Genomic DNA, 22,889 nt, shown 5'->3' with positions numbered 1-22,889 from the left:
TAGATTTTCAGACCTGCCCGGGACGTGCAAAAGCCCCCGGCAAAGTGCTTTGCCGGGGGCCGGAATTCAGGCTGAGGCCCGAACGGGGATCAGTTGACCGACTTGGCGTCGACCACGTCCTTTTCAATCGCCTTGGTCTGGGCATTGGCGATCTCGATCCGGCGCGGTTTCAGCGCTTCGGGGATCTCGCGGGACAGGTCGATATGCAGCATGCCGTCGGCGTGGCTGGCACCGGTGACACGGACGTGGTCGGCCAGCTGGAACCGGCGCTCGAAGGCGCGGGTGGCAATGCCGCGGTGCAGATAGGCCCGGGGCCCATCTTCATCGGCTTTGCGGGCGGACACGACGAGCGCGTGTTCCTTGACCTCGACCGACAGGTCCTCGTCCGAGAATCCGGCAACCGCGATCGAGATGCGGTAGGTGTCATCGGCGGTTTTTTCGATGTTGTAGGGCGGATATGTCGGCAGTGCGCCGTCATTTGCCAGCACCCGGTCCATCATGTCTGCGATCTGGTCGAATCCGACAGTGGCCCGATAAAGGGGTGCAAAGTCAAAGCTTCTCATGGGTCATCCTCCAGTGAGCGATACCATTTTCATGTGTCACGCCTTCCCGTCATGGGACAGGCGCAGGTTGCATCGAGACCCGATCTTCGGCATCCCGATGGCTTATAGTTGGGAAGGGTTTTTCGTGCTTTCAAGAGCGCCCGGCACAGGATTTTCGGGATCTCGCAGTCAGACACAGGCAGCCTTGTCCGCCGGTGAACCCGGCAGGCACGGCGTCTCAGGGCCGTACGAACTTGGCGCCGCCTGCGCTGGTGCGCTGGCCAACGATGACGCGGCGCGCACCGTTGGTGACCTTTGGGCGCGCGTCATCGCGGCGCAGCTCCGCCATCAGCGGCTGGACCACGTCGGGAAGCGACATGCCATAGGCCTCGCCGCCCGCCTGGCCCGGCGCGGTGCCGCCCGAGATCAGCGACAGGATCCGCAACCTCCCGTCCTGACGCACGAACACCGGCGCCCCGGACGAGCCGAAGGTCACATTGCAGTCAAACCCCATGATTCCGTGGCGGTAGACCTGCGTGATGGCGCAGTCGGCCTGGCGTGACAATGCCTCTTCGCGGCCCCGTCCGTATGACACGACGCTGACCCGAGCGCCGGGGGCCGAACCGTCGAAGATCCGGAATGGGTCCGCTTCTGCGCTGGAAATCGGTGCGGCCAGCCGCAGCAGAGCCACATCGTGGCGCACCATATCCCCGCCGATGCGGCCCTGCGACGTGCCCCTGTAACCCGGAGCGAGCACGATACGCGACACCCGCCGGTCCGCCATTGACGTGCCGTGGGCATAGCCGGCGCGAAACAGTATTCCATCCTCGACCGATCGGTCGTGCACACAATGTGCCGCCGTCAAGACTGCGTCGGGCGCGATCAGCACGCCGGTACACAACCCGCCGGGCAGGTCGATCCGGCCAACGCCTTCCCAGCCCAGAAGTTCGCCGCGCCGGTCCAGCCCATCCAGCCCCTTCAGGCTGTCGGCGGCGGCGAGCGGCGCGCAGAACAGCGCCGCCAGGGCAAGAAGTCCCCGCAGCTTCATGGTTTGACGAACTTCGCGCCGGTGTCGTTGTGAAAGGCCGAGCCGACACGGCTGACGCTGGATATCCCGTTGGCCGACAGGCCCTCCTGGCCTTCCAGAACCGCGCGGATCGCGACCAGTGGTTCGAGCAGGTCGGTGCCCAGTGACACCGCGACGCCATTGGCCTCGGCCTTGGCCGACACCACCGAAACGATCCGCGGCGCCCCCGAGGCAAAGGAAAACACCGGCGAACCCGAACTGCCGAAATCGACCTGGCAGGACATCACCAGCACCCCCTGCTGGCGTGACATCACCTCGCAGGTGTCCTGCACCGAGGGCGCTTCGGAGCGATTGTGGGCATAGGACACCACGCCCACCCGGTCTCCGGTCTGCGGGCGCAGATCCGTCCGGAACGGTACGATCACCCCGTTGCGTATCGGATGCTGCAGTTCCAGCAGTGCGACATCGACCCGGACCCGGCCCGCATCGTTGGCACCGAAAAAGTCATACTGCGGATGCGGTTCCGCCCGGCGCACCCGGCGGTAGGCCGCAGCGCGGCCGCTGCTCCATCCGGCCAGGAACTGGATCTGATCGGTGGGCACGCGGGCACCGGTTTCAGCATCGAACAGACAATGCGCCGCCGTCAGCACAAGATTGGTGTCGATCAACGCACCGGTGCAAAATGCCTCGCCGGCGATTTCCAGACGACCGACAGCCTGCCATTCGCGGCCGTCCTGCAGGCTGTTGAGCGAAAACAGGCCCTGAGCCGCGACAGTCGTCGCGCCGGTCAGGGACAGCAGCAGGGACACGAGTAAAGCGATTGGCAGCCGCACAGTCATTCTCCGTTCTGGTGTCCACGGTGTAGCGGCCACCTGAGGCGAAACTTTGTCACGGGCTTGATTAATTCGCTGCTCACGTATCTGTCATCAGGCGCGGCGGCTTGGGCCCTCCGGCCGCCCAGTCGAGCAGTTCGACGGTATGCACAACCGGAATTCCGGTGGCCGAACCGATCTGCATCATGCAGCCGATGTTTCCGGCGGCAATGACATCGGGTTTTCTTGCCTCGAGCGTGCGCACCTTGCGGGACTTGAGCTGCTGCGAGATCTCCGGCTGCATCAGGTTGTAGGTCCCCGCCGAACCACAGCACAGATGCGGGTCCGCGGGCTCGACGACGCGAAAACCGGCCCGCTTCAGCAGATCCTTGGGAAAGGTCTTGATCTTCTGGCCGTGCTGCAGGGAACAGGCGGCGTGATAGGCGACGGTCAGCCCCCTGTCCGTACCTTCGGGGGGGTCCAGATCCATCAGCACTTCGCTGATATCCTTGGCAATTGCCGACACCCGGGCCGCATCCGCCGCCAGCGGATCATTGCGGAACATGTGGCCGTAATCCTTGACAGTGGTGCCGCAGCCGCTGGTGTTGATCACGATCGCGTCCAGACCGTCCCCGTCCATCTCGCTCACCCAGGCCCGGATGTTGGCGGCCGCCGACGCATGGCTCTGGTCGATCTTGCCCATGTGATGGGTCAGCGCGCCGCAGCAGCCTGCGCCCCTGGCCACGACAACTTCGCAGCCAAGACGGCGCAGCAGCCGGATGGTGGCGTCGTTGATATCGGTGTTCAGCGCCTTTTGCGCACAGCCGGTCATCAACGCGACCCGTCGGCGGCGCGGGGCCGTGGGCGCAAAGCTTTGCGGCGTGTCGTTGCGGCTGACCGGCGGGATCGACTTCGGTGCCATCTCGAGCATCGCCCGCAACCGGGCATCCGGCATCAGAAAGGCAAAAGGCCGCCCGATCTTGGCCCCCAGCAGGGCCAGGCGGAACCGTGTCGGGTGCGGCAGGATCTGTGCCAGCATCCACCGCAACGCGCGATCGGACCAGGGCCGTTTGTACCGATCCTCGATATAGGCCCGGGCGTGATCGACCAGATGCATGTAATGTACCCCCGAGGGGCAGGTCGTCATACAGGCCAGACAACTCAGGCAGCGGTCGATGTGCTTGACGGTCTTTTCATCCGGAACCCGTTCGTTTTCCAGCATGTCCTTGATCAGGTAAATCCGCCCCCGCGGGCTGTCCAGTTCATCCCCCAGAATCTGGTAGGTCGGACAGGTGGCGGTACAGAAACCGCAGTGCACACAGGCGCGCAGAATCTCGTTGCTGCGCGCCGTGTCGGGGTTGGCCAACTGTTCGGGGGTAAAGGTCGTCTGCATGTCAGAAAGTCACCATTTGGGCCGTGGCCAGTCCGAACCAGGGCAAAGTCGTTCCAAGAAGTCCCGCCACAAAGCTGACGCGTTTCAGCCGGGGGGACAGGGCGCGGCGCCGCAGCGCCAGGATCATCAGTGCAACGGCCAGAACCCAGGACAGCCACAGGCATGCCAGGGCCAGCAGCGGCACGCTTTCGCGCAGGCTGACTGCCAGTGCCATGGATGTGACCACCGCGACGGTCAGGGCCGCAGGCACCGTATTGACGGCCGCAAGTTTCAGTATCGCCACATACAGCAGCGGCCCGGCCACAAACGCCACAGCATAGGCAAGAAGCGCGGCGGCGGTCATCCCGCCATCAGCCCGGGGTTGAGAATGCCGCGTGGATCAAACCGGGCCCGCAGCCCTGCGGAAATGCGCGCCAGCGGTGCCGGTTCCGGGTGGAACACCGGCAGGGCCGCGCGGCTGGCGTCTGATCCGCGCACCAGCGTCGCGTGCCCCGCGATGCCGCCCAGACGGGCGCGCAGGTCTGTACCTTCGGGCATCCGCGCCCAGATCAGCCCGCCGCCCCAGTCAAGCAACAACGCCTCCGCATTCAACTGCGCCGCCACCTGCACCGCGTCCGAAGGTTTGACAGAGATCCGCCACACGTCGCCGGGCCGGTCCTGCAGTGGCGCGACATCCCGGATACCTGTCCAGATCTCTGTCACCGCCGCAGCATCGTCCACGACGGCAACGTCGTGTTGCGTGAACATCTGCCGGATTTTTCCGGCGCGGTAGGCCACGGATTTCGCGAAGCCTTCGATCCGCAACAGCGTCTGTCCGGCGGCGGGCACATGCGCGGCGCCGCTGACTTCGTAGGGCGAGCCCAGCGCATGGCTCATCACAGTTACTGCCTGTCCGATATCCAGTCCCGAGAGGATCAGCGTCGCCGCGCTTGCCGGTTTCGGCAGGACTTTCAGCGACACCTCGCTCAGCACCCCCAACGTGCCCCAACTGCCCGAAAGCAGCTTGACCAGGTCATAGCCGGTGACGTTTTTCATCACCCGCCCGCCATTCTTGACGATGGTGCCCTGACCATCGACAAACCGCACCCCAAGCATGAAATCCCGGCAGGCTCCGACCTGGATCCGGCGCGGCCCCGAGGCATTGGTGGCCACGACGCCACCGATCGTCGGCGTGCCCCCGGTGCCCAGCAACCCGCGATGATCCATCGGCTCGAACGGCAGTCTCTGGCCTTCGGACTCCAGCGCCGCCTCGACTTCTGCCAGCGGGGTTCCGGCCCGGACCACCAGCGTCAGCGCCCCGGGCTCGTACAGGGTGATGCCCGTCAGCCCGGCAGTCCGCACCACATCGCCCGTCACCGGTTGGCCAACCGAACGCGTCCCGCCCCCCTGCACATGCAGAGGGCCCTTGGCTGCGGCAATCATTTCGGCCAGTTCGGCCTCTGTCTCAGGTCTCATGTCTACTCTGGGTCCAAATATCCCGGGATGAATGCGCGGCGCGCAGCGGGGCCGACCGCCGACCCCTCCTTGTCCGTCACTCTGCCGCCAGCGCAACGTGCCGCCGGCTCTGCGATACCGCCAGCGGAAACACCTTGGCGGGGTTGAGCAACCAGTTCGGATCAAACACATCCTTCACCGCCATCTGCGCCTCAAGGTCGGCAGGGTCAAACTGATCCACCATCAGATCGCGTTTTTCGATGCCGACACCATGTTCGCCGGTCAGGCAGCCGCCGACCTCGACACAGAGACGCAGCACATCGGCGCCCATCGCTTCGCAAAGCTCCAGATCGCCGGGTTTGTTGGCATCGAACAGGATCAGCGGGTGCATGTTGCCGTCGCCGGCGTGAAAGACGTTGGCCACACCCAGACCGTACTGCTTGCCCAGTTCACCGATGCGTTTCAGCACATGGGGCAGCGCGGTGACCGGGATGGTGCCGTCCAGGCACATATAGTCGTTGATCTGGCCCATGGCTCCGAACGCTGATTTCCGGCCCAGCCAGATGCGGCCCGCCTCGTCGGCATCTTTCGCTTCACGCAACTCGACCGGGTTGTGCCGACGGGCGATGTCGAGGATCACCGCAAGCTGCTCGTCGATCTCGTCCGCCGACCCTTCGACCTCGACAATCAGCAGTGCCTCGCACATCGGATAACCGGCCTTGGCAAAGGCTTCGCAGGCTTCGATGCAGGGACGGTCCATGAATTCGATCGCGACGGGCAGCACCCCGGCCTTGATGATGTCCGACACACAGGCGCCGGCGACTTCGTTGGAGTCGAACCCCATCAGGACCGGGCGCGCGCCTTCGGGTTTGCGCAGGATCCTCAGGGTCGCCTCGGTCACCACGCCCAGCTGCCCTTCGGATCCGCAGATCAGGCCCAGCAGATCCAATCCGCCGCTGTCGAGGAACGCGCCGCCGATTTCCGTTACCGTGCCGTCCATCAGCACCACCGTGACGCCCAGCAGGTTGTTGGTGGTGACACCATATTTCAGGCAATGCGCCCCGCCCGAGTTCATCGCGATATTGCCGGCGATGGCGCAGGCCAGTTGCGAGGACGGGTCGGGGGCGTAAAAGAAATCGTCCTGCTCGACAGCCCCCGTGACCGACAGGTTGGTGCGCCCGGTCTGCACCCGGATGAACCGGTTGTCGTAATCCGTTTCGAGCACGTCGTTCATCCGCGCCACGCCCAACACCACACTGTCCGCTGTCGGCAGCGCCCCCCCGGCCAGCGACGTGCCGGACCCGCGCGGCACCACAGGCACCCCCATTGCATGGCACAGCTTCAGCACTGCCGAGACTTCCTGCGTCGTCCTGGGCAGGACCACGGCCAGCGGCGGGCAGCGGTACGCGGTCAGCGCGTCACATTCATAGGCTCGGGTCTCGGACACTTCGGAAATCACCGCTCCGGCCGGCAGGATCCTGGCAAGGCCGTCGACAAGCTGCGCTTTTCGGGCAATCACATCGGCGTTCGGGACCGGCATTTCCATCGGGCTTCTCCGTAAATTGGTAACATAATATAACCAAAATGACACGCGCGACAATTGATTTCTGCCAGAGTCGCACCGGCGGCTTGCACTGCGCCCCGGGCTGTCGCAGGGATCGTGTCATGAACTGGGTCAAGATCATACACCTTCTCTGCGTCATGGGCTGGATGACCAGCATTTTCGCCGTGCCCCGGGCGCTGATCTTCTGGAAACGGGAACACGCGCGCCTGGGTGAGTTCGGCCCGCTCGGGGATCTGACTGTCCGGCTCTACCGCTTTTCCGCCGGCCTTGGCGTTGTCGCGCTGCTGACCGGGCTCTGGCTGGCCGCGTTCTGGGGGTTTCCGGGCTGGGTCTGGGTCAAGCTGGTGCTGGTTCTGGCGCTGGCAGGCCATTACGCCTGGACCGGGCGCATGGTGTTGCGGGCACGTCGCGGCGTGTTCAGTGAATCCGACCGGTTCTTGCGGATCTTCAACGAAATCAGTGTGCTTGGCGTGATCGCGATCCTCTGGGTCGTGGTGGCCAAGCCGTTCTGAGGCGCTGCGCTTTGATCTGGATGGACCAACTCGCCCTGTTTTCGCCGCTGGACTATGCGGCGCTGGCAGTGCTTGTGCTGGGCTGGATCATCTGCAACCGGATCATCGAACATCCACCGGAACACAGGCCGTCGGTGTCACGTCTGATGGCGGATTACCGGCGCGAATGGATGCGGCACTTTGTGACCCGTGAACCCCGGATCTTTGATTCCGCAATCATCGACAACATGCGCCAGGGCGCGGCCTTCTTTGCGTCGGCGAGCATGATTGCCATCGGCGGCGGGCTGGCGCTGATCGGCAATGCCGACCTGCTGCGCGGCGTGGCGCAGGATCTGACGCTGGGCAGCGCCCCCACCATCGTCTGGGAGATCAAGCTGCTGCTCATGCTGTTCTTTGCCACCGATGCATTCCTGAAATTCGTCTGGTCACATCGGTTGTTCGGGTATTGCGCCGTGCTGATGGCGGCGGTGCCCAACGATGCCCGAAATCCGGTGGCCTTTATCCGTGCCGCCAAGTCCGGAGAGATCAACATCACCGCCGCGCGCAGCTTCAACGGCGGGCTGCGGTCGGTCTACTTTGGCATCGCGGCGGCGGCCTGGTTGCTGGGGGCATGGGCACTGGCCGTGGCCACGATCGTGACGCTGGTGGTCATCCTGCGGCGCGAATTCTGGTCAGCCTCCCGCAAAGTGTTGCTGGATGGCAGCGATCGCGAGAAGCACACGCCCGAGACACACGGAGTTGACGCCACAAGGCCCGGCAAACTGCTAGGGTGAGCGAATGAAAACGCCCCTGCTCTGTCTTGTCCTCGCCGCCCTGACGGCTTCCGCCGCCTGGGCCAACGGCCCCAACATCGAGGCAGTCATGACCGACAAGGTTGGCATGAACTGGCGGATTGCGGTGACGCTGCGGCATCCGGATACCGGTTGGGACCATTATGCCGACAGCTGGCGGATCGAGGATGTGCATGGCCGGGTCATCGCCACCCGCGAATTGTTGCACCCGCATGTACAGGAGCAGCCGTTCACCCGGTCGCTGTCCTCGGTGATGGTCCCGGATGGCGTACGCGAGTTGTTCGTGCGGGCACGTTGTTCGGTCGAGGGCTGGGACAGCGTGCACTATCGCATCGAAATGTCGCCAGAGATGTGACGGCCTTCGGCGCCCTGCAGGCAATCGCCACGGTGCCTGCCCGCCCGAGGCGGTGCCGGTCGCCAAACCGGAACGCCCGCCCCGAACAGGGCAGGCGCAGTCACCGACATCACCCTTCACCGATCCGCCGCCCTCCCTGCACGCCAGAGCAGACGGGCCCGGCTGCCGCCTATTTGAACGACCACATAAAGGTTTCGCCCGAGCTGTCGTCGACTCCGTCATTGTCGGTCGACACCCAGAAGGTGCCGTCGTCCAGAATTGCCAGCCCTTCGACCTTGTCCGCAACATAGCCGCCCCAGGCCTTGAGGTCCGGGATCAGGTCGCGGACCTCTTCCTTTCGGACCACGGTCAGCTCCGCGCCCAGCGCGCCCGGCACCATGTCGGCAGCGGGAATACGGTAGATCTTCTTGACCCTGGCGGCGTCTCCGATCTGGTTGTCCCGCTCGATCACGTAGACCCAGTCGCCGCGGGCCACGATCTCGGACAGTCCGGTCCAGCCGACGTCGGCCGCCGCCTTGGGATAGAGCACCGCGCCCCATTCTTCGGTCTCGACATTGTAGGCGACCAGTTTCACATGATCCCTGGGATCGTCACCCCATTCGCGCTGCATCGCCATCCACAACCAGTCACCAACCCTAGTCACACCCTCAAAGCCGAACCGGGTTTCCTGCGCCAGAAGCGCGGCGGGCAGGCTCACTTCATCCGTGATCTCGCCTTTGGCATTCACGTGGTAGAGCGCATGCGGCACCAGACGGTCGCTCCGCCCCTCGGAGGCCACCCAGAAACCGCCGTCACCGTCACGCGTGATGCCTTCCATGTCCAGTTTCTGCGCCGGGCTGCCGGCCCGGGTCACCGGCAGGGCGCTGGTGATTTGCGCCGGAGTCACAGCGGTGTCGATGGTGAAGATCGTCGGCTGAAAGCCGTAAAAGCTGTCGTTCACCGCATATAGCGTCGCCCCCTCGCCAGCCACCATGCCGGAAATCGCGCCCCAGCCGATCAGTGTCCCGGCTCCGGAGGAGGTCAGCGTCGGATAGGCCGCCGCGCCTTCGGCGTATTCGTAGATCATGACATGCGCGCGGGGGCCGCCATCCTCGACCAGATCCGCCTCGTTTGCGGTGACCAAAAGGTTGCGCTGCGGAATGGCCACGACACCCTCGGGCGCAATTCCCGAGGGCAGGATCTGGCGCAGCACCGGGCTCGCCGGATCGCGCATGTCATAGACCCCGATCACCGAAGCCCGCTCGGCCAGCAGGAACATGTAGGGCACGCCATCGTATGTGGCGATCTCCATGCCCTCGGGTTCGATCCCCTTGGCGTCCGAGCGTTTGTCCGGATAATGACCTGCCTGCGCCACGGCATGTTCAAAACTGGCGCCGCTTTCATAAACCTCGGTGCCGTCCTTGTGGAACACGGTGAATCCGCGTGACCCGCCGTCCATGTCGCCTTCGTTGGCGATGACGAGATGATTGTCGTCGATCCACTGCACCGCATCCGGTTCCCGCAGCCGGGCGGGCTGGGCCTCGTCAAACCGCAGTACGGCGCGTTCGTCGGTGGCGTCGATACCGACAAGATCCACCGATCCGGCGCTGAAGTGGTTCAGGACGGTGCCGTCGCGCGACAGGATGACGATGTGATTGTTCTCCTGCAAGGTCACCGCGACCTCGCCCAGGGCATTGATATCGGTGAATTCCGGCTCGGGGTCCTCGGGCGCGATATCAGCCAGCCCGGTCACGTCGATGTGGCGCAGGCTGGCGCAGTCCGGCGATCCGTCGGCAAGATCGATCAGCACCACGTCACCGGCGGGCAGTTGCCCGACCCGCCCGTCACCGACCTCCTCGTCGCGCTCGTTCTCGATGGCAACCGCCAGGAACGAGCCGTCGCTGGCAAAGGCGGTGGAATCCGGCTGACCGTCCAGATCGCAGCGTCCCAGCTCATCGCCCGAGACCAGGTCGAAGGCCGCAAGGTGTCCCGACGGCGCGAAGTGATCTTGCGACGTGTTCACCGCGACATAGGCGGTCTTGCCCACGACACTGACCGCAGTCGGCTCGCCGCCCAGGGCTATGTTGCCCAGCGGCTGCGGATTGGCCGGGTCGCTGATGTCGATCCGCCCAAGCACCCGAAGCGGGCTGTCGGTATAGGCCAGCGTCATGCCGTCACCGCTGACCGAGATGATTTCAGCCGAACTTTCCCGGGTGACGACCTCACCGGCCGCCATGTTGCCCGGCGTGGCAAAGCTTGCAATGCGATTGAAGTTCTTGTCGGCACAGGCCGCGCCCGCGCTCAGCGCGAGGGCCGAGGTCAGGCAGAAGGTGCGGATTGGCATGAATGTCCCCCAGGTTATCATTGGGGCGGTGTGCGCCGTTTGGACAACACCGGTTTGACAGTTTTGCAACGTCCGCGTGACATCTTTCGGGTCCCACAGGCGCCCGCCCGAGTGTCCCGCCGCAGGCGGGAAACGAGACGCACAGCGCGCGCCCCGCAGGGGCGCGCACATTCGGATCAGTTTGCCGGCCGGATCAGACCGACAGGCAGACGTATTTCATTTCCAGGTAATCCTCGATGCCGTGATGGCTGCCTTCGCGGCCCAGCCCCGACTGCTTGACCCCGCCGAAGGGTGCCAGTTCGGTCGAGATGATGCCGGTGTTCACGCCGACGATGCCGTATTCCAGCGCCTCGGCGACCTTGTAAACCCGGGCAAGATCCTTGGCGTAGAAATAGGAGGCGAGCCCGAAGATCGTGTCATTCGCCAGGGCGATCACCTCGTCTTCGTCCTCGAACTTGAACAGCGGCGCCAACGGACCAAAGGTTTCCTCGGTCGAAAACAGCATGTCCTTGGTGGCGCCGGTGACGATGGTCGGGGCAAAGAAGTTGCCCTGCATCTCCTGCGTCTCGCCCCCCAGAATGACCGCGCCACCCTTGGCCTTCGCATCGGCAATATGTTCTTGCACCTTGTCGATCGCGTCACGGTTGATCAGCGGCCCCAGATCGGTGCCGTCCTCAAGACCGTCGCCCACCTTCATCGCTGCCACCCGCGCCCGCAGTTTTTCGGCGAAGGCATCATAGATGCCCGCCTGCACGTACAGCCGGTTGGCGCAGACGCAGGTCTGGCCGTTGTTGCGGAACTTGCACAGGATCGCGCCTTCGACAGCGGCATCCAGATCCGCATCGTCAAACACGATGAACGGCGCATTGCCACCCAGTTCCATCGAACATTTCATCACCTGATCCGCCGCCTGCCTGAGAAGGATGCGCCCGACCTCGGTGCTGCCGGTAAAGGTCAGCTTGCGCACCGCCGGGTTTTCGCAGAACTCCTTGCCGATTTCCGAGGCAGAGGACGACGGCACCACGTTGAACACCCCGGCCGGAATCCCGGCCCGCTCGGCCAGAACCGCCAGAACGATGGCCGACAACGGGGTCTCTGCCGCCGGACGGGCCACGAACGCACAGCCCGCCGCCAGCGCGGGGCCGCATTTGCGGGTGATCATCGCGTTGGGAAAGTTCCACGGCGTGATCGAGGCGGCGACGCCGATCGGCTGCTTGATCACCATGATGCGCTTGTCACGCTGGTGGCCGGGGATCATCTCGCCATAGATGCGCTTGGCCTCTTCGCCGAAGAATTCGATGAACGACGCGCCGTAGGCGATCTCGCCCTTGGCCTCGGTCAGCGGCTTGCCCTGCTCTGCGGTCAGGATCACCCCGAGGTCGTGCTGGTTGGCCATGATCAGGTCGAACCACTTGCGCAGCACCGCCGCGCGCTCCTTGCCGGTCCACCTGGCCCAGTCCTTCTGCGCCGCCTCGGCCTGGGCGATGGCGCCGTTGACCTGGGCGCGGGACAGGTCGGCGACCCTTGCCACCACATCGCCGCGCGCCGGGTTGGTCACGTCAAAGGTGCCCTTGTCTCCGTCCACCCATTTTCCGCCGATATAGGCGCGGGTTTCCAGCAGGCTGGGGTCATTGAGCAGCGAGGCGAGATTGGTTGTCTGGTCGAGCATGTCTGTCTCCGATATTGCAGAAGTCTGCGGCGCATCGTCTGCTATGCATATAGTTCAGAATTCAGCACGAGGAAAGCAATGGACATTGACGATGCCTATGACAATGTCGGTCATATCCCCGACGCCGAAGGCTATGCGCCGCGCTGGGATGCCGCCGCCGAATCCTGTCGCAAACGGCTGTCGGTGACGGGGCGGGCGCGGCTGGGGCTGATGTACGGACACGGCGCGCGGCAGGCGCTGGATCTGTTTCTGCCCGACGCGCCGCCACAGGGACTGACCGTGTTTGTGCACGGCGGCTACTGGCGGCGGTTTGACCGCAATCTGTTCTCGCATCTTGCCACCGGTTTACTGAGCCACGGCCAGGCCGTGGCGATGCCGTCCTACGATCTGGTCCCGCGGGTGCGGATCACGGACATCTCGCGCCAGGTGGCGCAGGCCGTGACGGTGGCCGCGCACGAGGTGGCGGGACCGTTGCGCCTGGTCGGGCATTCGGCTGGCGGTCACCTGGTGGCGCGGATGCTCGCTCCGGGGATGCTGGATGCCGAGGTGCACCGCCGGATCGCGCATGCGATGCCGATTTCACCAGTGTCGGACCTGCGCCCGCTGCTGGACACACAGATGAACACCGATTTTAAGCTCGACCCGGACGAAGCCCTTGCCGAAAGCCCGGTGTTTCAGCAGGCGCCTGAAATGCCGGTGACCGTATGGGTCGGCGCCGACGAGCGGCCGGCCTTTCTGGATCAGGCCCGGTGGCTGGCCGAGGCATGGCGTTGCGGCCATGTGGTCGAGCCCGCAAAACACCATTTTGACGTGATCGACGGATTGCTGGATCCTGACAGCGCAATGGTCCGCCGGGTGCTGGCGCCATAGCGCCGGGCCCGGCAGCGCAAGACCCGGGCCGACGGATTGCCGACTGGCGTCAGGTGCGCGGCGCGACCGGGGGCTCCTCCCGGGCCGAGCGGGGCCGTTTTTCAACCGCCGCATCCGGCGACCGAAAACCCATCTTGCGTGGCGGCGCCTTCGGGCGTATCGCTGTTGCAAAGCAGGGCGATGGCGTCGCCGCATGGGATCCCCTTGAGCTTTTTCCCCGTCCTGAACGCCGGGACCTTTCTGTGTCGCGTCACAGGCGGGTCAGGTTTGCCATGACTCCCGGATGCGATAGCTCTCTGGAGGGTCACATGACACAACGTCCTGAATTCTATCGGTTTCACAATGGCGACAAAGCTGCCCTGCCGTTTGCGGCATCAGAATACGACGCCCGGCTGTCCGGCCTGCGCAGCAGTATGGAAAGATTGGGCGTCACCGCCTGTGTCTTCACCTCCATGCACAACATCGCCTATTACTCGGGCTTTCTGTATTGCAGCTTCGGGCGGCCGTACGGGTTGGTTGTCACCGCCACCGAATCAGTCACCATTTCGGCGGGCATCGACGCGGGCCAGCCCTGGCGGCGCTGCCACGGCGACAACATCACCTATACCGACTGGCAGCGCGACAACTTCTGGCGTGCAATCCTGTCGGTTACCGGCACCGGTCAGGTCGTCGGCTTTGAAGAGGACCATCTGACCCTTCAGGGGCTGGCAAAACTCGACACCTTTCTCGCTCCCAAAGGAAGGGTTGCAGTCAACGACGCGACAATGCGCCAGCGCATGCACAAATCCGAAGCCGAGATTGCCCTGATCCGCGAAGGGGCCCGGGTGGCGGATGTCGGCGGCTTTGCCATAAAGGACGCAATCCGTGAGGGTGTGCGCGAAATCGACGTCGCCATGGCCGGGCGCGATGCGATGGAGACCGAGATTGCGCGGGCCTTTCCGGAGGCCGAATACCGGGACAGCTGGGTCTGGTTCCAGTCCGGGCTGAACACCGACGGCGCACACAATCCGGTGACAGCGCGGAAGTTGCAGCGCGGCGACATCCTGTCGCTCAACACTTTTCCGATGATCTCCGGCTATTACACCGCACTGGAACGCACCATGTTCGTGGGTGAAGTCGACGCGGCGTCGCGTGCCATCTGGGAGGCGAACGTGGCCTGTCACGAATATGGCATGTCATTGCTGAAGCCGGGTGCGACCTGTTCCGAGATCACGCTCAAGATCAATGATTTTCTGGAAGAGCGCCAGTTGCTGCAATACCGCACCTTTGGCTATGGGCACAGCTTTGGCGTGCTGTCGCATTTTTACGGCCGCGAAGCCGGGCTGGAACTGCGCGAAGACATCGACACCGTGCTTGAGCCTGGAATGGTGATTTCGATGGAACCGATGCTGACCATCCCGGCCGGGCAGCCGGGCGCGGGCGGATACCGCGAGCATGACATTCTGGTGGTGCATGCGGATGGGGCCGAAGACATCACCCACTATCCCTACGGCCCCGGCTTCAACGTGGTCTGAGGCATTTCCACAACTGGCGCGGGCAATTATTTGCCCGCCCCTGCCGCTCGGATGTCGCCAGGACCGGCGCGCCGAGCGAGATTTGCCATGTCTGTCGCTGGTCGGGCGCGGGTCGCAAAAGGCCGCCAGGGGCATGGGAGGTTCGCACTGATCCGGTCACAGGCGGATCACATAATCCTTGGTGGTGGTTTCGACCACTTCCCATGTGCCGGTAAACCCGGGGCGCAGGATGAAGCTGTCGCCGGCGCGGTAGGTCTGGGGCGGCTGCCCCTCTTCGGTCAGGACCGATACCCCGGAAAGAATTCGGCAGTATTCCCATTCGTCGTAGGCAATACGCCACTTGCCGGGTGTCGACTGCCAGATGCCGCAATAAAGCCCGTCGCGCTCTTCCAGATTCCAGGTGGTGAACCTGGGTGACCCGGAAATCAGCCGATCGGGTGCGGGTGCATCGTATTCGGCAAGAACCGAGGGTGTCACGGGTAGGATGTGCATGGGAGGACTCCGGGCTTTGACATCGCCATCTGGCCGCGCTTGCTGTGTCGGCGCAAGGGGCATTGACTCTGATCTGTGGCCTGGCCGGTGATCTTCCGGGACAGTGCGACCGGGGCTTGTCAGTGCAGGAACAGGTCCGCATGGTGCATCCAACAGTGAGGGAGTGTGGCCATGATCGCGATTATCTTTGAAGTGATCCCTGCGGAGGGGCGCAAGGAGGAATACCTGGACATTGCCGCCGCGATGCGGCCGCTGGTCGAAGAGGTGGAGGGGTTTCTGTCCGTCGAACGGTTCCAGAGTCTGACCAACCCGGGCAAGCTGCTGTCGATCAGTTTTTTCGAGGACGAAGCCGCGGTTCAGCGCTGGCGCCAGCTTCACGGGCACCGAGGCGCACAGCGGCGTGGCCGCGAAGGCGTGTTTTCGGATTATCGCCTGAAAGTCTGCCACGTGATCCGCGATTACGGCATGTTCGACCGCGAGCAGGCCCCGCAGGACAGTCTCGACGTGCACGGCTGACCAGCCGCGCGTTCACCGCGAAAGGGGCCAGGACACATTAGAGGCGGCTGAACGGGCGGGATTGTCGAGGAGAGAGTGACACCGAAAAGGCGCCCCCGGTCGGGAACGCCTTTTCGGGCTTGTCGGACGTGGCTGCCGGGGGCGACAGCCACGCCGAGCAAACTCAGTAGCGGTTCAGGAAGTCGTCGACTTCGCGTTGCGCTTCTTCCTTGGATTTGCCGTACTTGGCCTGGATCTTACCTTCCAGCGCCTGACGGTTGCCGTTGATCTCGGTAACCTCGTCATCCGTGAGATCGCCCCACTGTGCCTTGATGTTGCCGGTCATTTCTTTCCATTTGCCTTCGACTTGATCCCAGTTCATGGGTTTTCCTTTCAGGGGTTTCCGGGCAGGACCAGACCTGCTCCGTGTGTTGCAAGCGAACAGAATGCGCCCGCTGAGGCGCATTCGAGACCGCGGCACGGCGTGCCGCGCGTCATCAGCTTGCGCGGCGAAAAGGCCGTCGCGCAGGCAGGTTACTTTCAGATATGGCGTGTACCGTCAGCCCGGCGTGCAGAGCACCGGATGTCGGATTTCGCCGTCCTCTCGCCCTCAGCGCAGGCCGAGGAAGGAGAGGATGATCAGAACGACGACGATCAGACCGATGATATAAATGATGCGGCTCATGCGAAGGTCCTCACTCTGTGTGTATGGCCGGGCGCGTCTGCCACGGCGATTGCTCTGTGCCCAAATAACGTGCGACCTGAAGAATGGTTCCTTTGATCTGTGACGCGCGGTGCCGGAACGCAAAAAAGCGCCCCCGAACCCGGGAGCGCCTGTATCCGTCAATTGCAATGACCCCAGCGGTCAGCCCGCAGGCTCAGATGCCGACGTCGATGATCGCCTTGGCGAGGATCGGCACGGTCGTCTTGTTCAGACCCGCGATGTTGAGCCGGGAATCGCCCACCATGTAGATGCCATGATCGGCGCGCAGCTTTTCGACCATCTCGGGTGTGGTGCCGAGCCGCGAGAACATGCCGCGGTGCTGGGCGATAAAGCCGAAGCGGTCAGAGCCGGACAGCCGCTGAAGCTCGGATGCCAGTTGTTCGCGCAGACCCAGCATGGAATTGCGGACTTCTTCCAGCTCGGCGCTCCAATCGGCGCGCAGTGCGTCGTCGGTCAGCACCATGGTCACCAGACGGGCCCCGTGATCGGGCGGAAAGCTGAAGTTCTGCCGGTTGAGATAGTTCAGCGTGCCCTGGTTGAGCTTTTGCGCCGAGGCATCCTGCGACACCGCCATCAGCAGGCCGGTGCGTTCGCGGTAGATGCCGAAGTTTTTTGAACAGCTTGCCGCGATCAGGCATTCCGGCACCGAGGAGGCCACCAGCCGCGTCGCTTCGGCATCGGCGTCGAGACCATCGCCAAAGCCCTGATAGGCGATGTCGATCATCGGCGTCGCGCCGGTTTTCAGCAGCAGGGCCACGACCTCGTTCCACTGTGCCAGGTTCAGGTTGGCACCGGTGGGATTGTGGCAGCAGCCATGCAGCAGCACCACGTCGCCTTTTTTCGCCTGCGCGAGATCGGCCATCATCCCGTCGAAATCGACGCCACGGGTGTCTTCGTCGAAATAGCGGTAGGGGACCATCGGGATCCCCATGTGCTTGAGGATCGACAGGTGGTTCGGCCAGGTCGGATTCGAGACAAAGACCCGCACATCCGGGTTGGCCTGACGCACCATGTCAAAGCCCTGCCGCACAGCTCCCGTCCCGCCCGGGGTCGCAGCGGCGGCGACATTGGCACGTGGCACGGCATCGCCCAGCACCAGCGCGACCATCGCATCGCCAAAGGCCGGATCACCGGCCAGCCCGGTGTAGGCCTTGGTCTGTTCGGAGTTCCAGAGCTGCTGTTCGGCGGCCTTGATCGCGCGCATGATCGGGGTGTTGCCGCTGGCGTCCTTGTAGACGCCGACACCGAGGTCGATCTTGGTGTCGCGCGGGTCTTCCTTGAAGGCCTGCATCAGCATCAGGATCTTGTCCGCGGGTTGTTCCTTGAGGGTTTCGAACATCAGATGTCTCCGGTGGCGGCGGGTCCGGTTTCCACGGGTACGGTGGGGAACATGCCCCATTCCGCCCAGGACCCGTCATAAAGGGAATGGTCGGTCTTGCCGATACGCTCGAGCGCCAGCGACACGATAGCGGCCGTCACTCCGGACCCGCAGGTGGTGATGGCCGGCTTGGACAAATTCACGCCCGCCGAGCCGAAAACGGCCTTCAGCGCATCGGAGTCCTTCATCGTGCCGTCATCGTTCAGCAGCGTGGCGTAGTGCACATTCTTCGAGCCCGGGATGTGGCCTGCCCGCAGACCGGGGCGCGGCTCGGGCGCGTCGCCACGAAAACGCGCGGGCGCGCGGGCGTCGAGGATTTCGTAATCGCCCAGCTTGGAGGCCGCGGCAACCTGGGTCACGTCCTTCACCATCTGATTCTGGCGGCGCACGGTCATGTGACGGTCGCGGACAATGGGCGGCATGTCCTCGGTCTCGCGGCCCTCGGCGCGCCATTTGGCAAGGCCCCCGTCCAGCACCGCGACGTCCATCTGACCCATCAGCCGGAACAGCCACCAGACCCGCGCGGCCGAAAACAACCCGGCGGTGTCGTAGACCACCACCTGATGCCCGTCGCCCACGCCCAGCGCCCGCAAACGGGACATGAATTTCTCGATCGGCGGCGCCATGTGCGGAAGGTCCGAGCGGCTGTCGCTGATATCCTCGATGTCAAAGAACCGGGCGCCCGGAATATGTTCGGACGCAAATTCCGCCCTGGCGTCACGGCCTGCGTCCGGCATATGCCAGCTGGCATCAAGGATGCGCAGGTCCGGGTCCTTGAGGTGCCGGGCGAGCCAGTCGGTCGAGACCAGCGTTCTGGGATCGTCTTGGGCCATGTTCCCCCCATAAGAAGCTGTTCCCGTGCATATTCCGCAAGGGCCGGGGTGGCAAGGGCTGGCTGGCAGCTCAGACGGGCGTCACAGGATGTTCCTGTTCCGCCCCACAGCGCCGGTTCAACCGTTGTGGCGCAGCAGACGTGCCTTCTGGCGGCCCCAATCACGCTTGGCGTCGGCTTCACGCTTGTCGTGATTCTTCTTGCCCTTGGCGATGCCGATCTTCACTTTGGCGATGCCCTTGTGATTGAAGTACATCACCAGCGGCACCAGCGTCATGCCCTTGCGCTGAGTCTCGTTCCAGAGCCGCGACAGCTCCTTGCGCGACACCAGCAGCTTGCGGCGACGCCGTTCCTCGTGGCCGAACATGGCGCGGTCATAGGGCGCGATATACGAGTTCACCAGCCAGAGTTCGCCATTTTCGACCGCAGCATAGCTTTCGGCGATGTTGCAGGCGTTTTCACGCAGGGATTTCACCTCGGAGCCCTGCAGGATGATCCCGCATTCAACGTCATCCTCGATGGCATAGTCATAGCGCGCCCTGCGGTTTTCCGAGAGCACCTTGTAGTTGGGATCTGACTTTGTCTGTGCCATGAGCGCGGGTGATATCCAAAGGTGGCGGGTCTGTCCATCTTAGATAGGCGCTTGGGCGCGGGGACCAAGGGGCGCCGCGCCGATACAGGCCGGCCGCTCGGCGGCACATGGTCGAGGTGATGGAACTCGGGCTGCATGTCCTGCAAGGTACCGCCCGCTGCTGGCTGATCCGGATAGGGTCGAGATCGGCCCGACTTCGGGGGCTCTGCACGCTTTTCCGGCAGCGCCGGGCCGGGGTGTGAGCTTGCACCCTGGCACATGGCATGGCGTGTTGACACCGCGGCACGGCGCGGGGCTGTTTGCTGTCATCGACAGGATCGGCAGCACGGCCACTCTGGAAAAATTTCGGCTGAGCGCCCCCGACTCGATCATCGCTCCCGGCCTCTGTGGCCCGGGCTTCATTCCGGGCACTGTCCAGCAAGAGACACACCTCGGCTGTTACCAACTGAACAACTAGGGATATGACAATGACAGACACCAGCCTGGGAGCTCCGGCACAGCTTGCCGATCCGAATTATACACCGCCGCTGGCCAAGGCGGTGCCGCTGGGCATCCAGCATGTCATGGCGATGTTCGCCAGCAACGTGACCCCGGCGATCATTGTTGCCGGAGCGGCGGGCTTCGGCTTTGGCTCGAACAGCCCTGACTTTCCGAACCTGATCTACATGATCCAGATGTCGATGCTGTTCGCGGGCATCGCCACACTGTTCCAGACCATTGGCATGGGTCCGGTCGGGGCGCGCCTGCCGATCGTGCAGGGCACAAGCTTTGCCTTTCTGCCGATCATGATCCCGGCGGTTGCCGGTCAGGGTGTGGCGGGCATGGCCGGGCTGATGACCGGTGTCATGATCGGTGGGCTGTTCCACTTCTGCCTTGGCACGGTGGTCGGAAAACTGCGCTTTGCCCTGCCGCCGCTGGTCACCGGGCTGATCGTGCTTATGATCGGTCTCGCACTGGTGCGGGTGGGCATCTAATATGCGGCCGGGGGTGTGCCGCTGATGGGCAAACCGGAATTCGGCACCTTCGCGATGTGGCTGCCGGCGCTGGTGGTGATCGTCGTGACGCTGGCCATCAAGTTCTTCACCAGGGGGCTGATGTCGGTCGCGGCAATCCTGATCGGCCTGATCGCGGGCTATCTGGTGGCGCTGGTGATGGGCCAGGTCAACTTTGGCAACCTCGGTCGCGCCGCAGTCTTTGCCCTGCCCAATCCATTCCGCTGGGGAATTGAATTCAACTTTGCGATCGTCATCGGCATGTGCTTCATGGCCGTTATCTCGGCAATCGAGACTGTCGGCGACGTTTCGGGCATCACCAAGGGTGGCGCGGGGCGCGAGGCGACCGACGCGGAGATTTCCGGTGCAACCTTTGCCGATGGTCTGGGCACAGCGGTTGCAGGCGTGTTCGGCGGGCTGCCCAACACCTCGTTTTCGCAGAATGTCGGACTGATCTCGATGACCGGCGTGATGAGCCGCCATGTGGTGACCATCGGGGCGGTGTTCCTGATCCTCTGCGGTCTGGTGCCAAAGATCGGCGCGGCAGTGGCGACGGTGCCGATCAACGTTCTGGGGGGCGGCGTGGTGGTGATGTTCGGCATGGTCTGCGCCGCCGGCGTGAACATGTTGTCGGACGTGACCTGGAACCGCCGCAACATGGTGATTTTTGCGGTGTCGCTCTCGGTCGGCCTCGGACTTCAGCTCGAACCGAGCGCGTTGCAGCATCTGCCCAAGACACTGCAGATCCTGCTGACAAGCGGCTTGCTGCCCGCCGCCACCCTGTCCATCGTTCTGAACCTGCTGCTGCCGGAAGATCTGGACTGACAGCCACGGGCCATGAGCGAAAATTAAAATAACATGTCGCCGTCGATCAAATAGGCACATGACATGGCCGCGACCCGAAGAATCGCGGCCATGTGGGTTTTTCGCCGACCAGATGGACCGGCGGCAATCCTGTGTCCCGCGGGGCGGGACGCGTCAGGGTCGTTGCCCGCGCAATGCAGTGGCCGCAAGTGGATCAGATCAGGCGTACTTTTTGATCTCGCCCGTCTTCAGCCGCTGGGTGTAACTCGTCAGCTCCCGCATCACGATCGGCATCAGGAAGTAGAGCCCGATGATGTTCACCACCGCCATTGCAAAGATCGCCGCATCCGAAAAGTCGATGACCGGGCCAAGGCTGGCGGCTGCGCCGATCACCACAAAGATGCAGAAGATCACCTTGAACACCAGTTCCTTGGTCTTGCCCTCGCCGAACAGGTAGGTCCACGCCTTGAGGCCGTAGTAAGACCACGAGATCATGGTCGAGAAGGCGAACAGGATGACAGCAATCGCGAGGACGTACTTGAAGCCGCTGATCGAGGATGAGAAGGCCGCAGAGGTCAGTGCCACACCCGACACGTCACCCACCGTCTTGATTGCCGTTCCCGCCTCGTTCAGGATGAACTTGCCGGTTTCCGGATCCATCATCAGCTGACCGGTGATCACGATCACCAGCGCCGTCATCGTGCAGATCACCACGGTGTCGATAAAGGGTTCCAGCAGCGATACGAAGCCTTCGGTGATCGGCTCTTTGGTGCGCACCGCAGAGTGGGCGATGGCGGCGGAACCGACTCCGGCCTCATTGGAAAACGCAGCCCGTTTGAAGCCCTGGATCAGCGCCCCGACAAGACCACCCGCGACGCCAAGACCGGAAAAGGCGCCCTCGAAAATCTGGCCGAAAGCCCAGCCGATCTTGTCATAGTTCAACAGCAGGATAATCAAGGCAGTCCCGACATAGAGGACACCCATGATCGGTACGACCTTTTCGGTGACCTGTGCGATGGACTTCAGACCACCGATGATCACGGCAAAGACAATGGTCGCAAAGATGATGCCGGTGATCCAGCCCGGGTAATCCCCCAGAACGTTGGTCAGCTGCGCGTGCGCCTGGTTGGCCTGGAACATGTTGCCGCCGCCCAGGGCCCCGAGGATGCAGAAGATCGAAAACAGCACGGCCAGCACCTTGCCCCCCGGGGTGCCGCGTTCGGCAAACCCCTTGGTGAGGTAATACATCGGGCCGCCTGAAACGGTGCCGTCCGGATACTCGTTGCGGTATTTCACGCCCAGTGTGCATTCGGTAAACTTCGACGCCATGCCCATGAGCCCGGCCAGGATCATCCAGAAGGTTGCCCCGGGTCCGCCGATGCCGACGGCCACTGCAACACCTGCAATGTTTCCCAGACCGACGGTGCCCGAGAGCGCGGTGGCAAGTGCCTGGAAATGGCTGACCTCGCCCGCGTCATCGGGGTCGGAATAATCGCCTTTGACCAGTGCGATGGCGTGGCCGAAAAAGCGGAACTGCACAAAACCGAAGTAAAAGGTAAAGATTGTCGCCGCGACCACGAGCCAGCCAACAATCCACGGGAAATTGGTGCCGGGAAAAGAACTGAAGATGAAATTGACAAACCAGCCGGTCGACGACGCGAAGAGCGCGTTCACCTGTTCGTCGATGGATTGCGCCAGCGCCGGAGCAGCGCCAAGCAGCGTTACCCCCAAGGCCGCAAGCGCGGTGCGAATGTACGTTTGCATTTGACTATCC

The 22,889-nt window shown here is 63.6% G+C and carries 22 protein-coding genes and 1 pseudogene; 8 read left to right on the top strand and 15 right to left on the bottom strand.

Annotation, left to right across the window (positions count from 1 at the left end):
- Positions 1-89: 89 nt before the first annotated feature.
- The 7 genes from FOY53_RS15395 to FOY53_RS15365 form a co-directional block, all read right to left on the bottom strand.
- Positions 90-563, bottom strand: a complete 474-nt coding sequence (locus FOY53_RS15395) for an Hsp20 family protein (RefSeq protein ID WP_146590417.1) — start codon at positions 561-563, stop codon at positions 90-92.
- A gap of 217 nt (positions 564-780) precedes the next feature.
- On the bottom strand, positions 781-1,590 hold the full coding sequence (locus tag FOY53_RS15390) for a trypsin-like serine peptidase (RefSeq protein ID WP_146590415.1): 810 nt from the start codon (positions 1,588-1,590) through the stop codon (positions 781-783).
- Positions 1,587-2,408 (bottom strand): trypsin-like serine peptidase, encoded by an 822-nt coding sequence (locus tag FOY53_RS15385; RefSeq protein ID WP_146590413.1) that lies wholly within the window; start codon positions 2,406-2,408, stop codon positions 1,587-1,589. The genes FOY53_RS15390 and FOY53_RS15385 overlap by 4 nt, the downstream gene beginning before the upstream one ends.
- Positions 2,409-2,481: 73 nt before the next feature.
- Positions 2,482-3,774 (bottom strand): glycolate oxidase subunit GlcF, encoded by a 1,293-nt coding sequence (gene glcF, locus FOY53_RS15380; RefSeq protein WP_146590411.1) that lies wholly within the window; start codon positions 3,772-3,774, stop codon positions 2,482-2,484.
- Position 3,775: 1 nt separating this feature from the next.
- The gene (locus FOY53_RS15375) at positions 3,776-4,117 is read right to left on the bottom strand and encodes a hypothetical protein (protein ID WP_146590408.1); all 342 of its coding nucleotides are present in this window, start codon (positions 4,115-4,117) and stop codon (positions 3,776-3,778) included.
- Positions 4,114-5,229, bottom strand: a complete 1,116-nt coding sequence (locus FOY53_RS15370) for an FAD-binding protein (protein WP_146590407.1) — start codon at positions 5,227-5,229, stop codon at positions 4,114-4,116. Before FOY53_RS15370 ends, FOY53_RS15375 begins: the two co-directional genes overlap by 4 nt.
- A gap of 76 nt (positions 5,230-5,305) precedes the next feature.
- Positions 5,306-6,754: an FAD-linked oxidase C-terminal domain-containing protein gene (locus FOY53_RS15365; RefSeq protein ID WP_146590405.1), complete on the bottom strand. Its 1,449-nt coding sequence runs from the start codon at positions 6,752-6,754 to the stop codon at positions 5,306-5,308.
- 119 nt (positions 6,755-6,873) lie between these two features.
- Here FOY53_RS15365 and FOY53_RS15360 point away from each other — a divergent pair, with 119 nt between their 5' ends.
- Genes FOY53_RS15360 through FOY53_RS15350 form a run of 3 tightly spaced genes read left to right on the top strand, consistent with a single transcriptional unit; the run spans position 6,874 to position 8,430 of the window.
- A complete protein-coding gene (locus FOY53_RS15360; RefSeq protein WP_146590402.1) occupies positions 6,874-7,284 on the top strand; it encodes a CopD family protein in 411 nt (136 codons plus the stop codon).
- A gap of 20 nt (positions 7,285-7,304) precedes the next feature.
- Entirely contained in the window at positions 7,305-8,057 is a 753-nt protein-coding gene (locus FOY53_RS15355; protein ID WP_372833052.1) for a DUF599 domain-containing protein, read from the top strand.
- Positions 8,058-8,061: 4 nt separating this feature from the next.
- Positions 8,062-8,430 (top strand): hypothetical protein, encoded by a 369-nt coding sequence (locus FOY53_RS15350; protein ID WP_146590398.1) that lies wholly within the window; start codon positions 8,062-8,064, stop codon positions 8,428-8,430.
- A 169-nt stretch (positions 8,431-8,599) separates the two neighbouring features.
- Here FOY53_RS15350 and FOY53_RS15345 read toward each other — a convergent pair whose 3' ends face one another.
- Positions 8,600-10,753, bottom strand: coding sequence for an esterase-like activity of phytase family protein (locus FOY53_RS15345; RefSeq protein ID WP_146590396.1), 2,154 nt, complete (start codon positions 10,751-10,753; stop codon positions 8,600-8,602).
- 193 nt (positions 10,754-10,946) lie between these two features.
- Positions 10,947-12,422, bottom strand: coding sequence for an NAD-dependent succinate-semialdehyde dehydrogenase (locus FOY53_RS15340; protein ID WP_146590394.1), 1,476 nt, complete (start codon positions 12,420-12,422; stop codon positions 10,947-10,949).
- Between the two features lie 78 nt (positions 12,423-12,500).
- On the opposite strand from FOY53_RS15340, the gene FOY53_RS15335 reads away from it, so the two are divergent.
- Together FOY53_RS15335 and FOY53_RS15330 are read left to right on the top strand one after the other, a co-directional pair.
- Positions 12,501-13,292: a hormone-sensitive lipase gene (locus FOY53_RS15335; protein WP_146590392.1), complete on the top strand. Its 792-nt coding sequence runs from the start codon at positions 12,501-12,503 to the stop codon at positions 13,290-13,292.
- A 308-nt stretch (positions 13,293-13,600) separates the two neighbouring features.
- Entirely contained in the window at positions 13,601-14,806 is a 1,206-nt protein-coding gene (locus FOY53_RS15330; RefSeq protein WP_146590390.1) for a M24 family metallopeptidase, read from the top strand.
- Positions 14,807-14,962: 156 nt separating this feature from the next.
- Here FOY53_RS15330 and FOY53_RS15325 read toward each other — a convergent pair whose 3' ends face one another.
- Positions 14,963-15,298 (bottom strand): cupin domain-containing protein, encoded by a 336-nt coding sequence (locus tag FOY53_RS15325; RefSeq protein ID WP_146590388.1) that lies wholly within the window; start codon positions 15,296-15,298, stop codon positions 14,963-14,965.
- 171 nt (positions 15,299-15,469) lie between these two features.
- Between FOY53_RS15325 and FOY53_RS15320 the strand changes: the two genes are divergently transcribed.
- On the top strand, positions 15,470-15,814 hold the full coding sequence (locus FOY53_RS15320; RefSeq protein ID WP_146590386.1) for an antibiotic biosynthesis monooxygenase family protein: 345 nt from the start codon (positions 15,470-15,472) through the stop codon (positions 15,812-15,814).
- A gap of 163 nt (positions 15,815-15,977) precedes the next feature.
- On the opposite strand, the gene FOY53_RS15315 is transcribed toward FOY53_RS15320, so the two are convergent.
- From FOY53_RS15315 to smpB, 4 genes are all read right to left on the bottom strand, one after another.
- Positions 15,978-16,175: a CsbD family protein gene (locus FOY53_RS15315; RefSeq protein ID WP_146590384.1), complete on the bottom strand. Its 198-nt coding sequence runs from the start codon at positions 16,173-16,175 to the stop codon at positions 15,978-15,980.
- Positions 16,176-16,671: 496 nt separating this feature from the next.
- Positions 16,672-17,856, bottom strand: coding sequence for an amino acid aminotransferase (locus FOY53_RS15305; protein ID WP_146590380.1), 1,185 nt, complete (start codon positions 17,854-17,856; stop codon positions 16,672-16,674).
- Entirely contained in the window at positions 17,856-18,728 is an 873-nt protein-coding gene (sseA, locus tag FOY53_RS15300; RefSeq protein ID WP_146590378.1) for a 3-mercaptopyruvate sulfurtransferase, read from the bottom strand. Before sseA ends, FOY53_RS15305 begins: the two co-directional genes overlap by 1 nt.
- A gap of 117 nt (positions 18,729-18,845) precedes the next feature.
- Entirely contained in the window at positions 18,846-19,319 is a 474-nt protein-coding gene (gene smpB / locus FOY53_RS15295; RefSeq protein ID WP_146590376.1) for an SsrA-binding protein SmpB, read from the bottom strand.
- Positions 19,320-19,362: 43 nt separating this feature from the next.
- On the opposite strand from smpB, the gene FOY53_RS23755 reads away from it, so the two are divergent.
- Together FOY53_RS23755 and FOY53_RS15285 are read left to right on the top strand one after the other, a co-directional pair.
- Positions 19,363-19,776 (top strand): ureidoglycolate lyase, encoded by a 414-nt coding sequence (locus FOY53_RS23755; RefSeq protein ID WP_146590374.1) that lies wholly within the window; start codon positions 19,363-19,365, stop codon positions 19,774-19,776.
- A 10-nt stretch (positions 19,777-19,786) separates the two neighbouring features.
- A pseudogene (locus FOY53_RS15285) lies at positions 19,787-21,136 on the top strand (uracil-xanthine permease family protein).
- Positions 21,137-21,334: 198 nt separating this feature from the next.
- Here FOY53_RS15285 and FOY53_RS15280 read toward each other — a convergent pair.
- On the bottom strand, positions 21,335-22,879 hold the full coding sequence (locus tag FOY53_RS15280; protein ID WP_146590372.1) for an alanine/glycine:cation symporter family protein: 1,545 nt from the start codon (positions 22,877-22,879) through the stop codon (positions 21,335-21,337).
- Between the last annotated feature and the right edge of the window lie 10 nt (positions 22,880-22,889).

The sequence above is a fragment of the Puniceibacterium confluentis genome, assembly GCF_007923445.1.
In the GTDB taxonomy this organism is placed as follows: domain Bacteria; phylum Pseudomonadota; class Alphaproteobacteria; order Rhodobacterales; family Rhodobacteraceae; genus Puniceibacterium; species Puniceibacterium confluentis.
The sequence above is the reverse complement of the archived record's forward strand: the minus strand, read 5'-3'. Positions and strand labels throughout refer to the sequence as shown.

Excerpts from the sequence above, each read along its gene's own strand:
- FOY53_RS15345 (WP_146590396.1), bottom strand. The coding sequence starts at position 10,753 with ATGCCAATCCGCACCTTCTGCCTGACCTCGGCCCTCGCGCTGAGCGCG.
- FOY53_RS15385 (WP_146590413.1), bottom strand. The coding sequence starts at position 2,408 with ATGACTGTGCGGCTGCCAATCGCTTTACTCGTGTCCCTGCTGCTGTCC.
- FOY53_RS15325 (WP_146590388.1), bottom strand. The coding sequence starts at position 15,298 with ATGCACATCCTACCCGTGACACCCTCGGTTCTTGCCGAATACGATGCA.
- FOY53_RS15320 (WP_146590386.1), top strand. The coding sequence starts at position 15,470 with ATGATCGCGATTATCTTTGAAGTGATCCCTGCGGAGGGGCGCAAGGAG.
- FOY53_RS15370 (WP_146590407.1), bottom strand. The coding sequence starts at position 5,229 with ATGAGACCTGAGACAGAGGCCGAACTGGCCGAAATGATTGCCGCAGCC.
- FOY53_RS15330 (WP_146590390.1), top strand. The coding sequence starts at position 13,601 with ATGACACAACGTCCTGAATTCTATCGGTTTCACAATGGCGACAAAGCT.
- FOY53_RS15375 (WP_146590408.1), bottom strand. The coding sequence starts at position 4,117 with ATGACCGCCGCCGCGCTTCTTGCCTATGCTGTGGCGTTTGTGGCCGGG.
- FOY53_RS15395 (WP_146590417.1), bottom strand. The coding sequence starts at position 563 with ATGAGAAGCTTTGACTTTGCACCCCTTTATCGGGCCACTGTCGGATTC.
- FOY53_RS15390 (WP_146590415.1), bottom strand. The coding sequence starts at position 1,590 with ATGAAGCTGCGGGGACTTCTTGCCCTGGCGGCGCTGTTCTGCGCGCCG.
- FOY53_RS15360 (WP_146590402.1), top strand. The coding sequence starts at position 6,874 with ATGAACTGGGTCAAGATCATACACCTTCTCTGCGTCATGGGCTGGATG.
- FOY53_RS15350 (WP_146590398.1), top strand. The coding sequence starts at position 8,062 with ATGAAAACGCCCCTGCTCTGTCTTGTCCTCGCCGCCCTGACGGCTTCC.
- FOY53_RS15305 (WP_146590380.1), bottom strand. The coding sequence starts at position 17,856 with ATGTTCGAAACCCTCAAGGAACAACCCGCGGACAAGATCCTGATGCTG.
- FOY53_RS15335 (WP_146590392.1), top strand. The coding sequence starts at position 12,501 with ATGGACATTGACGATGCCTATGACAATGTCGGTCATATCCCCGACGCC.
- sseA (WP_146590378.1), bottom strand. The coding sequence starts at position 18,728 with ATGGCCCAAGACGATCCCAGAACGCTGGTCTCGACCGACTGGCTCGCC.
- FOY53_RS15365 (WP_146590405.1), bottom strand. The coding sequence starts at position 6,754 with ATGGAAATGCCGGTCCCGAACGCCGATGTGATTGCCCGAAAAGCGCAG.
- FOY53_RS15315 (WP_146590384.1), bottom strand. The coding sequence starts at position 16,175 with ATGAACTGGGATCAAGTCGAAGGCAAATGGAAAGAAATGACCGGCAAC.
- smpB (WP_146590376.1), bottom strand. The coding sequence starts at position 19,319 with ATGGCACAGACAAAGTCAGATCCCAACTACAAGGTGCTCTCGGAAAAC.
- FOY53_RS15340 (WP_146590394.1), bottom strand. The coding sequence starts at position 12,422 with ATGCTCGACCAGACAACCAATCTCGCCTCGCTGCTCAATGACCCCAGC.
- FOY53_RS15280 (WP_146590372.1), bottom strand. The coding sequence starts at position 22,879 with ATGCAAACGTACATTCGCACCGCGCTTGCGGCCTTGGGGGTAACGCTG.
- glcF (WP_146590411.1), bottom strand. The coding sequence starts at position 3,774 with ATGCAGACGACCTTTACCCCCGAACAGTTGGCCAACCCCGACACGGCG.
- FOY53_RS15355 (WP_372833052.1), top strand. The coding sequence starts at position 7,305 with ATGGACCAACTCGCCCTGTTTTCGCCGCTGGACTATGCGGCGCTGGCA.